This is a genomic window from Paenibacillus sacheonensis (assembly GCF_009909195.1).
Classification (GTDB): Bacteria; Bacillota; Bacilli; order Paenibacillales; family Paenibacillaceae; genus Paenibacillus_Z; species Paenibacillus_Z sacheonensis.
Genome location: NZ_JAAAMU010000012.1, coordinates 20,248 through 33,731 on the forward strand (window position 1 = coordinate 20,248; position 13,484 = coordinate 33,731).

Here is a 13,484-nt window from a genome sequence, read left to right on the forward strand (position 1 = left end):
GCGCCAGCTTGTCGAACCGGCCGATGAAGAGTCGTGACCTGCCGCCGGGTCCTTTGCGCTACAAAAAGGAATGGTTAGACAAGGCATCTCCGTTCCGAAACAAGCACCTCCGCGCATCAAAAAAAGGGATGGAGCAGCACAAACGCCTGCTCCATCCCTTTGCTCGTCCCGCTTCTACCACTCCGCGAACGAGCCATCCTCGTACGCCAATCTCGGCGTATCCCAATCGCCGCCGTAACCGCGCTCGATCAACGCTTCCTCGTTGATCTCGATGCCGAGGCCGGGACCCTGCGGAACGGCAATATTGCCCCCTTCGATCCGGAACGGCTGCTTCAGGTAGCCTTCGCCCAGATCCCATTTCTCCGCCATGGAGGGATGCTCCTGGATGAGGAAATTCGGCGTGCAGGCATCGAGCTGCAGACACGAGGCCAGCGAGATCGGGCCGAGCGGATTATGCGGCGCGACGGAGGCGTAATGCACCTCGGCCAGCGCGGCGATTTTGCGGCCCTCGAAGATGCCCCCGGCATGGCACAGGTCCGGCTGCACGATGGCGACGGCCCCCTTCTCGAGCACCTCGCGGAAACCCCATCGCGTGAACAGCCGCTCGCCCGTCGCGATCGGAATGCTCGTCGACTGCGCGACGCGCAGCAGCGCATCCACGTTCTCCGGCAGGCAAGGCTCCTCGATGAACATCGGGTAATACGGCTCCAGCGCAGCCGCGAGCCGGATGGACATCGCCGGACTGACGCGCCCGTGGAAATCGATCGCGATGTCGAGCCCGCTGCCCGCCGCTGCGCGAATCGCCGCGAACTTCGAGGTCACGCCTTCCACGAAAGCGAGCGTGTCCACCTGCCGCACCGGCGCGTCGACGCCGATCTTGATCGCCGTGAATCCCGCTTCCATCCGCTTCTTCGCATTGAGCGCGATTTCGTCCGGAGTCGCTCCGCCGCAGTGGCTGTACATGCGAATCGTCTCTCGGCATTTGCCGCCTAGCATCTCGTAGACGGGCATGTTGTAGAACTTGCCCTTAATGTCCCACAGCGCCTGCTCGATGCCGCTGATCGCGCTCACCAGGACCGGTCCGCCTCGGTAAAACGTGCCGCGGTACATCACTTGCCAGTGATGCTCGATGCGCAGCGGGTCCTGACCGATCAGATACCGCTTCAGCTCTTCGACCGCCGTCGCGACGGTCAGCGCCCGGCCTTCGACGATCGGCTCTCCCCAGCCGCAGATCCCCTCGTCCGTCTCGATCTTCAGAAACAGCCAGCGCGGCTTTACGTGATACAGCTTCATGGCGGTGATTTTCATAACGCTTCGTCTCCTCCCGTGTCTTGGTCTTGAACTAGACATTGCTTGGTTCGTAGAACTCGCGATAAATGAAGGCAAATGCGATGTCTGGCCATTCCACGCCGACTCCCATCCGAGGACCGCCCTCCTACCCCTTATCCGCCCAAACCGGGAGCAGCGAGCCGCCGTCCATGTACATCGTCGTTCCCGTCATGTAGCCTGCATGATCGGACGAGAGGAACACGGCCGCTTCGCCGACCTCCGCCGTCGTCGCGAAGCGGCCAAGCGGAATACGCGAAGACACCTTGGCGATTCCGGCGCGCATGCGGTCGTCCTTGGGCTCGCCGAGCTGCGTGTAGCCCGGCGCGATGCCGACGACGCGGATCCCGTAGCCCGCCAGGTCGAGCGCCATGTTCTTGGTCAGCTTGTTCACCGCCGCCTTTGCCGCGGCATATACCGTCGCGTTAGACCACGTGCCCTCCGCATGGTTCGAGCTGATATGAATCAGAACGCCCTTCGTTCCTTGCTCCGCCATGATGCTCGCCGCACGCTGCGAGCAGAAATACAGTCCTCTCAGATCGGTATTCATCACTTCGTCGAACAGCTCCGGGGTCGTTTCCAAGAAAGGCCGCATCCGCGTAATGCCCGAATTCGCCACGTGCACGTCCAGCCGGTCGAACGAAGCACGGAAGCCGGCGTACAGTCGATCCACGCCTTCGATCGTCGAGATATCCGCCTGAACCGCCTCCGATCGGAGTCCCATCGCGCGAATTTCCGCCACGACGGCTTCCGCTCCTTCCGCGCTGCGGTTGTAATTGACGCACACGTCATAGCCCGCCCGGGCAAAAGCCAGCGCAATGCCCCTGCCGATACCTCTGCCCGATCCGGTTACCAGTGCCACTTTGCGTTCCAACGTCATCCCTCATCTCCTCTAAGCATTGTTTTTCTTGATTGCTCCCTTGCTTCATTGTTTCTTCGCCAGTACGCATTCCCAAATTTCCCCACTCCATTTCCTTCTTCGCTTTGCAATGCGTCATTCCTTCTTCGCTTTGAAATTCCGCCTTCCGCGCTTCGCGCTCGGTGATGCGCGTGCATCGCAAGCACGGATGAACCTGATGAAATTTCCGAAGCCATGACGATTCGCCCGTCGGCTTACCGCGGCTAGGCTTTTGAATTCATAAACGTGATGTCAACAAAAGAGCTCCGTCCCATGATCGGGACGGAGCTCTTTCCTGACGCCTATCGGCATCCGCTATGATCGCCGAAGGGGAGCGACCGGCGTTAATCTCGTTCGATTCTAATTCGGCATAACAGTCCGAAACGCGTGCGCTATTTGCCGGTAAACTCGCGCGAGCCGTTATCGCCGCTATACGGCGGAGCATTCGGAGCCGTTACGTAACAAATGATCAGTTTGTACGATTTGCCCGCCGGGATCGGCTGCTTGAAGGTCAGGATGAAGCTCGTATTCGTCGTGTCCGCCGTCGTAATCGTCACTTTGTCCGCGGTCAGCGCGTTGCCGGGACTGACGCGGTCGTTCATGCCTAGCGTCGCGATGCCGGTCGGCATCGTTTCGGTCGTGCTTTGTATCCAGTAGTTGCCGGGCGTAATGCCTTTGGTCCCGTCGACTCGCTGGTCGTAAGTCACTTTCAACTGGTTAGGGGCAATCTGCTGAAGATCCTTGAGCATGGGGATCGTTTCGGCGTTCGCGCCATGGGGAAGGGCAAATGCGAGAAGCAGTGCCAAAGCGAAACCAACGGCCGCCTTTATCTTGCCGCTTATGTACTTGTGCATACATGGATCCTCCTTTATTCCGCTTGTTTTAGAACAGCTTTGGACGTAAGGAGGTTTCCACCAAATGGGACAAATTATGCAGCCGCGAAAAAGGCGCCGTTCCAAGGAACGACGCCCCTAACGCCTAGCTGCGCGTCGCGGCATGCAAGTGACGAGCGCGCGATGCGCGGTGCTATCTGCTCCGCAGCTTCGAGAGCAGGCGGAGAATCTCGATGTACAGCCAGACGAGCGTCACGATCAGCCCGAATGCGCCGTACCATTCCATGTACTTCGGAGCGCCTCGCTCCGCGCCCTGCTCGATGAAGTCGAAATCTAGCACGAGGTTCAGCGCGGCGACAACCACGATCACGAGCGAAATGCCGATGCCGATAAGGCTACTGTCATGCAGGTAAGGAACCGTGACGTCAAACATGCCCAGCACCATGCTTACGAGATAAAGCAGCGCGATACCGGCCGTAGCCGCAAAGACGCCAAGCTTGAAATTCTCGGTCGCCCGGATGATCCGCGTCTTGTACGCGACCAGCAGCGCGAAGAATACGCACATCGTGACAAGCGCCGCCTGCAGCGTAATCCCGCCGTACGATGACTCATACGTTGCGCTGAGCGCACCGAGGAACGCGCCCTCCAGCGCGGCATAGACCGGCACCAGGAACGGTGCGGTACGCGGTTTGAAGCTGATGATCAGCGCGCAGATCAAGCCGCCGATCGCCCCGCCGATGACGTATGGCATCACGTCGTGGCCCTTGAAGTACATGCTCCAAGTCGCGAACGCGGCGCCGAGCAGCACCGCCAGCGTAATGAACGTTTTGTTCACGGTGCCGTCGATCGTCATCCGGTCCGCGCCGGAATGCGAGCCCGTGCGGTCGAACGTTTTCTCGTTTAAGGTTGGATTGCCGCTTCTGCCTAACATTGCTTGACCACCTCATCGTCATTTTTTACCAAGTATATCATAATCCGGGCGATTTAGAACAAGCCCATCTCCCGGGTCACGGCATCTGCAGCCGCGCGGAATAACCATTAACGTAACTTGCGCCGCGCGCATTTCCTTTCTAACCCTCCCGGCTAGAGCAGCGTACCAAGCAGAACGATAGGCGAGGCAGGAGCGGCATTGCTCTTGCCTCGCTTTTTTGCGGTCGCAGCCGGCCATCGCGGGCGGCCAGCGGCGTAGGTTGCAAGCCGCCGCCATGTAAGCTCCGCCCGCCGCCGCGGCTGCTGCGATTGAATACCATCGGAATGCCCCTGTAAACTGGACGATCCCCCTATTCAGCCCGTAATGCGCAAGCAGTATAGTAGGCACGTAACTGCTTTTCGGCGAGGGTTGTCAGCATGGACTGGAGGCGCATGGACGCATGGAAATGAAATGGACGCATTTTTCGATCGACGCGGATCTGCCGGGGAAAGCCTGGGGCACGGGCGGAATCGGATTGGGGGATTTCGACGGGGACGGCGATTTGGACGTCATCGTATCCCGCAGGGAAACACTAACGGCTTATTGGTTCGAACGCAAGGATGACGACACGTGGATCCGGCATATCATCGGCTCCTCGGAGCAGTTGGGAGGCGATGCGCTGGGCGGTGTTGCCGTCGACGTCGATCAGGACGGATGGCTGGACTACGTCACCAACGGCATCTGGTTCAAGAACCCCGGCAATTTGGCGGAGAATCCGGATACCCCGTGGGAGGCCCATCCTTTCGAGGGAGGCGGGCACGATATTATAGCGGCGGACATCAACGGCGACGGCAAAATGGATATCGTCTGCTACGATGGCAAGACGCTGTCATGGTTCGATACGTCGAACGGGCTGTTCCGGACGATCATCTGCGAAGGCCGAGATGATCATGGCGGCGTCGCTCCGTGCGGCGTGGGCGATCTGGCCGGCAACGGATATGCCGACATCGTGCTTCCCGGCGTCTGGTTCGAGAACCCGGGCAACGGCTACGGGGAATGGAAACGCCATGAATGGCCGCACCGGCCGATTCCGAATGCCGCTTACGGGACATGCATCCGCGCATGGGTCGTCGATATCAACGGCGACGGCGTGAACGATATCGTCTACACCGACTGCGATACCGGCTACTCGCATGTGTATTGGGCCGAGAATTTGGGCGGCGGCGAACGCTGGATCGTCCATCAGCTTCCCGATCCGCCGGGGCATCCCGATACGGGCTCCTTCCATTCGCTTGCGGTCGCCGACTTCAACCATGACGGCGTCCTGGAGATTTTCGCAGCGGAGCAGGAGGATCCGGACCGGGGCATGATGAACGGCGGCAAGCTGCCGATGAAGCCGCTGGATCTCAAGGAGCGCGGCGTCATCTGGGTGAACAAGGGCGAGAAGGGACTGCCGCGCTTCGAGCCGATCGTCATCCACGAAGGCCGGCCGGGCTGGCATGACGCGGTCATCGGCGACGTTAACGGCAATGGCAGTATGGATATCGTCAGCAAAGTATGGAATGCCAGCGGTCCGAACTATCACGTGGATTACTGGCGAAACGATACGTTATTGAAGTAACGGGTGCGAAAGCTTGCCGAAGCGAAGGGCAGTCCGAATGTCATCTGAGATGACTCGGGCTGCCTTTTTTGCGTAGAAGAGGAAGTAAAAGAGGTTGCCGGCAAGGCACGCTCCCCCGCTCGGCGTAGTCGCTGGGCTAATCGCACATTAGCACCTTGCTTGCGATTGCTTAACTGGTGAAATAAATGCAATTGTGCACCTATTTTTCTCGATTTGACCTACGTTTGAGGAATAAGTGCAAATCTGCACTTATTTCGATTCAAACGGCCTCATTCTCCGCGAAACCAATGAAATAGCTGCATGATTGCACTTATTTTTCCACTATTGTCGATTTTTCCGAAAATAGTTGCATATTTGCACTTATTTCCTCCTACAGCAGCTAACGGACGGGCCTCGAAACCCTAAAAGGGGCTGTCCCTAAGCCAACGGCTGAAACAACCCTTGTGCTTGTTTGCTTGCGCCTGCTGGCCGAGGCCTCTTTACTTCGGACTGCAATGCCCGCTCGCCCGAGTCGCCTAAGTCCGTTTGCCTGCATCATGCGCCTGCGCCATCGAAACCATTCCCCCTGCGCGTCCGCGCCTACGCCTACGCACCTTACCAATCATCGCTTCTCGATCCGCTCGTATTCCTCCATGAACGCAAGCTGCAGGCCCGCAAAGATATAATCGTACAGAAATAACAGCAAAAAGAAGAAGAACGAGATCCATACGGCATTGATCAGCAGGCCGAACAGGATGTTCAGCATGACCGCTTTGACGATCAGGCTCGTGGTCGCGCCCGTGCGGTCTCCGAATGCTCGCAGCGCGCGCGGGAACGCTTGAAGTATCGAGCAGTTCTCGGATACAAGCGTAAATTCCAGATAGACGAACCATACCCGAAGAATAAGAAAGGCAAGCAGGCTGACGACGGCGCCGAAGCCATGCAGGACATAGACCGCCAAACCGCCTCCGACTAACAGCAAAGCCAGCACGAGCAGGTTCAGCAGCAGGAACCGCCCGAAAAATCGCATGCCGTACGCATAGAAAACACGCAATGAAATCGATCGTTCATTGGCCGCCTGGCGAAGCAGTCCGATATAGCCGCCTTGGAAGAACGCCTGCACGAGCAGGAACGCAAGCAGTACGAGCACCGCCGCCGCCGCGCTGCCGGCAGACAGGCCGCCGTCCGCATTCATTTGCACGGTGCCCGCCATAAACCGCTGCTCGGTCACGGCGCTGACCGAAGGCAAGCCCATCTGCAGCGCAAGCTTGAACGCGAGATGCGGACTACCGTGAAAACCGTTCATCAGGATGCCGGTTAAAGCGGACAAGCCGTCAATGGCGACCGGCAGCCCCACGAGCAGCGGCAGTCCCGGTAATTTGCGAATGGCGCTGAGCAGCATCTCCTCGCCTCCTTTTTGCTTGTACTACGCAGTCCGCATGGAAAATGTTGCATTTCAAAAGAGATTGTGGAGCGCCTGCAGCGACGTAAGTCGGAACCATCGGATTCGCGGCTGCGCGAAATTTCCCGCGCTTTTGCCATCTTGCGGTCTCATTCCGGATCCCTGCCGCCTGCAAGCGGGCTGTGCTATAGTTATCCAAAAATGAATGCGGAAAGGGATGCGCAAACGCCATGCATACGATCATCAAACCCAAAATCCTGTACTTCGGCACCTCCGTCGTGCTGATCAGCACCGTCAACGAAGACGGCACGCCCAATCTGGCGCCCATGTCCTCGGCATGGTGGCTCAATCAATCCTGCATGCTCGGACTCAGCAGCAAATCGCAAACCGTTCAGAATCTGCTCCGCGAACGCGAATGCGTGCTGAACCTTCCCTCCGTCGACCTCATTCCCGCGATCGATCGCCTCACCCTGCTGACGGGGCGCAATCCGGTTCCGGAATCCAAGGCGGCCAGAGGCTACCGCCATGAAGCCGATAAATTCGGCATCGCCGGGTTAACGCCGCTTCCGTCGCTGGCCGTGCGGGCTCCGCGCGTTCAAGAATGCCCCGTCCATCTTGAGGCGTCTTTCGTGAAGCTGCATGCTTTCGAGGAGCCGAGTTCCCTTGTCGCGATCGAAGTACGGATCGAAAACGCGCATATCGAGGAACAGCTGCTGATGGAGGCGCATCCCCAATATATCAATCCGGCGAAGTGGAATCCGATGATCATGAATTTCTGCGAATACTTCGGCCTGGGCGAGCAGCAATCCGCATCCAGACTAGCGCCGGTCTTCGGACCGAATGCCGTAAACTAGCATGCGGTTTGTATAGCCAGCCTGCATTGCTGACTCATGCACGCGCCTCGTCCCCGGATCAGGGGTACCCTCACCGAAATGCTTAGGATACAATGGGGATAGTTTATATTCCGAGGTGAGGATATTGTCACGGCATACCTGGAAGGCTGCCGCCGAAGAAGCAGCCGCCGGCGGGCGCGATGTGATCAGCTTGACCTTCTGCTTGCCCGGCTTCGCCGCCGGGGAGGGATCGCCGCCGCTGCCGCCGGGCAACGAATTGGCCGAAGCGCTGCTAAACGCGATTTATCCGCTTGACGACCGCTGGACGGCAGCCATGAAGAAAGCGACAAGCCACGTGCTGAGAGACTGCGCATTCCGCGTATCGTCCCGCAGCGACGACGCGATTCGGTTCGTTTCTTCCGGCACGGCGGACTTGTTCGGCGTTACGCCAGCCACGAGCGCAGCGCTTCGGCTTGCTTCTTTGATGCAGGACGCGAACGAATCGGAGCGATTGCAGTCGCATCTGCGGAAGCTTTATCCCCCTGCGATTCTGGCATTCGGCAAGCTATTGGCCGCGCTGCTCGAGCTTCGTTCATCCGTCGTCTTCGAGCTGGCAACGGCCGCGGGCGAGCGGCGCGCTGCGGAGCTCAGCTTCACCCAAATGCAGGCAGCCTGTTCCTATATCGATGATACCGACGTTACTTCGCTTGTCCTGCGAGTCCGAGGCAGCCTGATCGCGCTCCATCCCGGGGCAAAGACATTCCATATCGACGGCGATGACGGAGCAGGGTACGACGGGAAAATGACCAAAGAGGTCCGACGGCAGCTATTGAAGTCGGCCGTTCCCCTTTCGCTTCCCCTCATTGTGGAGGCAGTGATCGAGCGGCTGACAACCTATCAGCCGAGCATTGACGAAGAGTCGACCCTCGATCTGCTGATCGAGCTGGATACCGATCCCGGCCTCAGCCTGGACGAGACGCTGCCGGTGTTCCGGAGACTCTACGCCCGCATGAACGCCGTGCTGGAACGCGACGACGGAGATGAGCATTCCTCCCCGATTACGATCGAAGACTATTCGGCGCTCGCGGAGCTCTCGGAACGGCTCCAGGGCAGCAACCCGCTCAAGGGCGCGCGGCGTGCCCTTCATCCGGCGGACCTGGCCGAGATGCATGCGCTGCTTGCGGAAAGCAAACCGATCGGCAGGCTGGCGCTGACGGGTGAAGGTGGAATGAATGACGAAGATGAGGACGCGGAGCATGATGCGCCGAGTCCGGCAGCGCGCGCCGCTAAGCTGAAAGCCGTCGCCGAACGCCGGAGGCTGGCGGCAGCCGCTTACGCCGATATCGTCAAGCTTACGGGCAGGCTGCTCCGCATGATCGACGCCCTGCAGGACATCGAGGCCGCTGCCTCGGGAAAATAATTTCCCAAAGAGCAGCGATAACGCGGTCTTTGCCGCCGAGCAGGCTGTTTCGAACCGAGCGGTTAGAACCAAACGGTCAGAACCGAGCGGTCAGCCAAACTTTCCAAGGAGTTGAGCCCATGATTCAATCCATCGTCCACATCGCGTTGGTCGTCGACGATTACGACGAAGCGATCGCCTTTTATACGAAGAAGCTGCATTTCACGCTGGTCGAGGACACCTATCAGCCCGAACAGGACAAACGATGGGTGGTCGTCTCTCCGCCGGGCTCCGTCGGCACGACGATTCTGCTCGCCAAAGCATCCAAACCCGAGCAAGAGCCGTTCGTCGGCAACCAGGCCGGGGGCAGGGTGTTTCTCTTCCTGAACACGGATGATTTCTGGCGGGATTACAACGATATGGTCGAGCGCGGCGTCGAATTCGTGCGGAAGCCCGCGGAACAGGATTACGGAACGGTCGCGGTGTTCAAGGATTTGTACGGAAACTTGTGGGATTTGCTGCAATTGAACGAGGATCATCCCATCGCGAAGCGAATGAAGTGAGCCCGGGAGATCAGACTAGAAACCGGCCGCAGCCGGAAAGAAAGGAACGCCATGTCCGTTAAAACGAACGCCTGCCGCATACTCGATAAGTGCCAAGCTGCCTATACGCTGCATGAATACGAATGGGACGAGGAGCATTTGGACGTCGAAACCGTAGCGGCCAAAGTAGGCTTGCAGCCCGGCCAGTTATTCAAAACGCTCGTCCTCCGGGGCGATAAAACCGGCGTCCTCGCCGCCTGTATCCCGGGAGATCGGGAGCTGAACCTGAAGAGCCTTGCTTCGGTCAGCGGCAACAAGAAGGTCGAGATGGTGCCGGTCAAAGACATCCAAGCCCTTACCGGCTATATACGCGGAGGCGTCTCGCCGCTCGGCATGAAGAAGAAGTATCCGTTCTACTTGCATGCGTCCATCCAAGCGATGCCGCTCGTCAGCATAAGCGCCGGCCGAAGAGGCTTGCAAATCTTCCTGCACGGGGACGACTTGATCGCTGCTTCGGAAGGGCAGCTTGCGGATATCGTGCAGTAGCATCAACGTAAGCTAGTGCTGCGACACATTGTATTGCCGCGACGATGGCAGGCCTCTTTAGCGGAGCGGGCATCAAGGGTTGCGCTAAATACGCAAAATATGCCACCGATCCCCCGTCCAACGAGATTGTTGTACTTAATACACAAATTAAGCCGCTCTAACCCCCGTCAGACCACGATTGTTGCACCAAATACACAAAATAAGGCACGGAGCCGGGTGTTACGGGTAAAAACGAGGGGTAAAGTTGCAAAAAGTACAGAAATAATGAAATCGCGAGCAAAATCGGAGCAAATTGTTGTATAACTTACAAAAATTGCTGTACAACCCTATAAAAATTGCTGTACAACCTACAAAAATGGAACTAGTCTGCATTCCGCCTGAGCCGCGATTGTCGGAGCTGGCATCGGACGTTGCACCACGAGCCACGCAGGCTGCCAGGCCGACTCCTCGCCGACCTGAAAAGACAACAAAGAAGCTGCCGGCCCGAGCCGACAGCTTCTTTGTTGTCCTTGGTTCTTTGTTGTCCTTGTTGTCCTTGTTGTCCTTGTTTCCTTGTTGTCCTTGCTTCCTTGTTGTCCTTGCTTCCTTGTTGTCCTTGCTTCCTTGTTATCCTTGCATCCCTATTGCCATACCTTCTTACATACGCGGAACCCGCTTACGCCAACTCCAGCAGCGCCATCCGCACCGCGCCGCCCGACGCATCATCCGGCGCCGCGACGCATGGCATCGACGGGTATTCCCGCTTCAGCAGCGTCTCGAATGCGTCCCGGACGTACGCGTTCTTGAGCAGCACGCTGCCCGCCAGCACGAGCCGGCCATCCTGCATGGCCAGCTTCTCCGCGACCGGAACCACGAGCTCGAGCAAGGAAGCCGCGCTGCGTTTCACGATGGCTTGCGCCGCGCTGTCCCCGGAATCGCAGGCCTCCGTGAGCAAGGGAGCGAGCGCCGCGATATCCTTCTTGTTGGTATGCTTGTCATGCGCGAAGCCGATCAATTCCCTGACCGACGACATGCCAAGGCGCGCATAGACGAGCTCCGTGATGACGGTCGGCTGAATCCGTCCGTCGCCGGCTTTCGCGACCGCCGACAGCAGATCGCGGCCGATGCTGTAGCCGCTCCCTTCGTCGTCGATCAGATAGCCGCATCCGCCCGTACGGTGCGTACTCCCCCCGTCATTGCGGCCGAAGCAGATCGAGCCCGTTCCCGCAATCAGGATCATCCCGACCGGGCTGTCGAGCGCGCCGCACAAGGCCGTCTCGTGATCGCCCGTGATAAGCAGTCCGCCTTCGTATCCGCAATCCCGGACATTGGCCGTGAGCCGCTCCTGCACGGCGGGATTACTGACGCCGGCCGCGCCGATGCAGATCTGCGCGCAATGCGCCAAGCCACCGCATGCCTTGGCGATCTCCGCCATGATCGTTTGGAAGCTGAGCCGAATGCTTTCTTCGTCCTGCCCGTTATAATTGATGGCGCCGGATACGAACGTATGAATCGGCCGCCCCCGCTCATCGGCAACGGTAACCGCGGTCTTCGTCCCGCCGCCGTCCAAGCCGGCTACGTATCTCATCTTTCTCCGCTCCTTCTCATGCGCCCTCGATGCTCAGCTTGCCCGTCGGAAGAATCTCGCCGCCCAGCACGCGGATCAAGGAAGCGATCGCGAGCGGCGTATATTCGAACGCGGCCAGGCCGCATGCACCGTCGCCAAGCTCCTCCAAATCGTACGGCTTGCCGAGCGCGACGGCCGTAACCTTGTGCCCGCTTGCCGCAAGCTTGCGCGCGAGTTTGAGCTGCCCGGCGTTCTCCCGTCCGTTGAACAGGCCGATCACAGAATGCCCATAGCCTTCTGCCTGCCGCAGCGTCCGTTCGATCTCTTCCTCGTCCGGGTCGATGCCGATCGTCGCGCTTGCCGCATCGAATGCTTCCGCCATCGCCGCCGGAAACGACAAGCCCGACTTCGCCTGACTGGAAGCCTGATCCGTCCGATACGGAGGGCTGCCGATGAAGATCGTGTCGCCGCCGCCCCTGCGCACGGTCTCGAGTTCGCCATGCACGAGGCAGATGCTCTCCTCGCTGATGGCCGCGGCTGCGCGGCGATGGGCGTCGGAACCGACGATGTTCAGATCGGATTCGCCGGTATCGCCGTATTTGCGCTTAACATACATGACCCGTTCGAGCGCGTCGTCGATGACGGACATCGGCAGTTCGCCGTCGTTCACCGCCTGCTCGATCAGCTCCGCCGCCTCGATGACGAGGGCTGGGGTATGACTGACGAAGACCAGATGCACGCCGGCTTGAATCGCGCCCAACGCGCCGCGCGCCGTGCCGTAATACTTCTTGATCGCATCCATCTCCAAGCAGTCGGACACGACGAGGCCGCCGTAGCCGAGCCGCTTCTTCAGCAGGTCGGTAATGATCGTCCGCGACATCGTGGCCGGCACGCCCGTCGTCTCGATCTGCGGGAAGAGAATATGCGAGCTCATGATCCCTTCGGCTCCGGCCGCGATGGCCGCCCGGAACGGCTTCAATTCCAGCTCCATCAGCTGCTCGAGCGACTTGTCGATGACGGGCAGCCCCAGATGGGAGTCGACGGCCGTATCGCCGTGACCCGGAAAATGCTTCACGGAAGACAGCACGCCGCCCTCCATCAGTCCGCGTATCATCTGCAGGCCGTACGTCTCGACCGTACCCGGCGTGTCCCCGTAAGATCGGACGTTGATGACCGGATTATGCTTGTTGTTATTGATATCGAGCACGGGCGCGAGATTGAAATTAATGCCAAGCGCGCGCAGCTCGCGAGCCGTGATACGCCCCGCTGCGTACGCATTCTCCGGCCGGCCCGTCGAGGCGGTCGCCATCGCGCCGGGCATGTTGGTCGCATCGGCCGGAAGCCGCGTTACCCGTCCGCCTTCTTGATCGATCGAGATCAGCGCCGGAAATCCGGTATGCTGCGTGATCGTATGCCGAAGCTCGCCGCAAAGCTCGCGAAGCTGCGACTTGTTCGCGATATTATGCGAGAACAGAATGATGTTCCCGATCTTGTAATCAGCGATCAGACGCTTCAAGTCCTCGGTCATGCCCGTGGACGGAAATCCGGTTACGATCAGCTGGCCGATCTTCTCCCGTAACGTTAAAGCTCTCATGCTAGCCCTCTCCTTACCTCATGCAGGCCCTGATTCAGCCCTGCATACAAACGAA

Annotated in this window: 12 protein-coding genes; 5 read left to right on the top strand and 7 right to left on the bottom strand. The window is 59.1% G+C overall.

From position 1 onward, the window contains the following. Positions 1-174: 174 nt before the first annotated feature. From dgoD to GT003_RS20850, 4 genes are all read right to left on the bottom strand, one after another. Positions 175-1,308, bottom strand: coding sequence for a galactonate dehydratase (gene dgoD / locus GT003_RS20835; RefSeq protein WP_161701438.1), 1,134 nt, complete (start codon positions 1,306-1,308; stop codon positions 175-177). A 127-nt stretch (positions 1,309-1,435) separates the two neighbouring features. Next, positions 1,436-2,206 (bottom strand): SDR family NAD(P)-dependent oxidoreductase, encoded by a 771-nt coding sequence (locus GT003_RS20840; protein ID WP_161701439.1) that lies wholly within the window; start codon positions 2,204-2,206, stop codon positions 1,436-1,438. Positions 2,207-2,616: 410 nt separating this feature from the next. Beyond that, positions 2,617-3,078 carry a hypothetical protein gene (locus GT003_RS20845; RefSeq protein ID WP_161701440.1) on the bottom strand — a complete coding sequence of 154 codons (462 nt, stop codon included), beginning with the start codon at positions 3,076-3,078 and terminating at the stop codon, positions 2,617-2,619. A gap of 172 nt (positions 3,079-3,250) precedes the next feature. Continuing rightward, positions 3,251-3,988 (bottom strand): Bax inhibitor-1/YccA family protein, encoded by a 738-nt coding sequence (locus GT003_RS20850; RefSeq protein WP_161701441.1) that lies wholly within the window; start codon positions 3,986-3,988, stop codon positions 3,251-3,253. A gap of 439 nt (positions 3,989-4,427) precedes the next feature. On the opposite strand from GT003_RS20850, the gene GT003_RS20855 reads away from it, so the two are divergent. Further along, positions 4,428-5,588, top strand: coding sequence for an FG-GAP repeat domain-containing protein (locus GT003_RS20855; protein ID WP_161701442.1), 1,161 nt, complete (start codon positions 4,428-4,430; stop codon positions 5,586-5,588). A 601-nt stretch (positions 5,589-6,189) separates the two neighbouring features. On the opposite strand, the gene GT003_RS20860 is transcribed toward GT003_RS20855, so the two are convergent. Beyond that, positions 6,190-6,969: a hypothetical protein gene (locus tag GT003_RS20860; RefSeq protein ID WP_161701443.1), complete on the bottom strand. Its 780-nt coding sequence runs from the start codon at positions 6,967-6,969 to the stop codon at positions 6,190-6,192. 230 nt (positions 6,970-7,199) lie between these two features. Between GT003_RS20860 and GT003_RS20865 the strand changes: the two genes are divergently transcribed. From GT003_RS20865 to ybaK, 4 genes are all read left to right on the top strand, one after another. Then, positions 7,200-7,823: a flavin reductase family protein gene (locus GT003_RS20865; protein ID WP_161701444.1), complete on the top strand. Its 624-nt coding sequence runs from the start codon at positions 7,200-7,202 to the stop codon at positions 7,821-7,823. Positions 7,824-7,947: 124 nt separating this feature from the next. After that, positions 7,948-9,222 (top strand): hypothetical protein, encoded by a 1,275-nt coding sequence (locus GT003_RS20870; protein ID WP_161701445.1) that lies wholly within the window; start codon positions 7,948-7,950, stop codon positions 9,220-9,222. Between the two features lie 119 nt (positions 9,223-9,341). Then, positions 9,342-9,764 carry a VOC family protein gene (locus GT003_RS20875; protein ID WP_161701446.1) on the top strand — a complete coding sequence of 141 codons (423 nt, stop codon included), beginning with the start codon at positions 9,342-9,344 and terminating at the stop codon, positions 9,762-9,764. A gap of 51 nt (positions 9,765-9,815) precedes the next feature. Further along, complete coding sequence (gene ybaK / locus GT003_RS20880) at positions 9,816-10,289, top strand: Cys-tRNA(Pro) deacylase (RefSeq protein ID WP_161701447.1); 474 nt, start codon at positions 9,816-9,818, stop codon at positions 10,287-10,289. 655 nt (positions 10,290-10,944) lie between these two features. Here ybaK and GT003_RS20885 read toward each other — a convergent pair. Together GT003_RS20885 and GT003_RS20890 are read right to left on the bottom strand one after the other, a co-directional pair. Beyond that, positions 10,945-11,856 carry an N-acetylglucosamine kinase gene (locus GT003_RS20885; protein WP_161701448.1) on the bottom strand — a complete coding sequence of 304 codons (912 nt, stop codon included), beginning with the start codon at positions 11,854-11,856 and terminating at the stop codon, positions 10,945-10,947. A 16-nt stretch (positions 11,857-11,872) separates the two neighbouring features. Beyond that, positions 11,873-13,429 carry a glycoside hydrolase family 3 protein gene (locus GT003_RS20890; RefSeq protein ID WP_161701449.1) on the bottom strand — a complete coding sequence of 519 codons (1,557 nt, stop codon included), beginning with the start codon at positions 13,427-13,429 and terminating at the stop codon, positions 11,873-11,875. Positions 13,430-13,484 lie beyond the last annotated feature (55 nt).

What these genes read in the sequence shown, in the direction of transcription:
- dgoD (WP_161701438.1), bottom strand. Translation starts at nt 1,308, where the DNA reads ATGAAAATCACCGCCATGAAGCTGTATCACGTAAAGCCGCGCTGGCTG.
- GT003_RS20860 (WP_161701443.1), bottom strand. Translation starts at nt 6,969, where the DNA reads ATGCTGCTCAGCGCCATTCGCAAATTACCGGGACTGCCGCTGCTCGTG.
- GT003_RS20875 (WP_161701446.1), top strand. Translation starts at nt 9,342, where the DNA reads ATGATTCAATCCATCGTCCACATCGCGTTGGTCGTCGACGATTACGAC.
- GT003_RS20845 (WP_161701440.1), bottom strand. Translation starts at nt 3,078, where the DNA reads ATGCACAAGTACATAAGCGGCAAGATAAAGGCGGCCGTTGGTTTCGCT.
- GT003_RS20855 (WP_161701442.1), top strand. Translation starts at nt 4,428, where the DNA reads ATGGAAATGAAATGGACGCATTTTTCGATCGACGCGGATCTGCCGGGG.
- GT003_RS20890 (WP_161701449.1), bottom strand. Translation starts at nt 13,429, where the DNA reads ATGAGAGCTTTAACGTTACGGGAGAAGATCGGCCAGCTGATCGTAACC.
- GT003_RS20850 (WP_161701441.1), bottom strand. Translation starts at nt 3,988, where the DNA reads ATGTTAGGCAGAAGCGGCAATCCAACCTTAAACGAGAAAACGTTCGAC.
- GT003_RS20840 (WP_161701439.1), bottom strand. Translation starts at nt 2,206, where the DNA reads ATGACGTTGGAACGCAAAGTGGCACTGGTAACCGGATCGGGCAGAGGT.
- ybaK (WP_161701447.1), top strand. Translation starts at nt 9,816, where the DNA reads ATGTCCGTTAAAACGAACGCCTGCCGCATACTCGATAAGTGCCAAGCT.
- GT003_RS20865 (WP_161701444.1), top strand. Translation starts at nt 7,200, where the DNA reads ATGCATACGATCATCAAACCCAAAATCCTGTACTTCGGCACCTCCGTC.
- GT003_RS20885 (WP_161701448.1), bottom strand. Translation starts at nt 11,856, where the DNA reads ATGAGATACGTAGCCGGCTTGGACGGCGGCGGGACGAAGACCGCGGTT.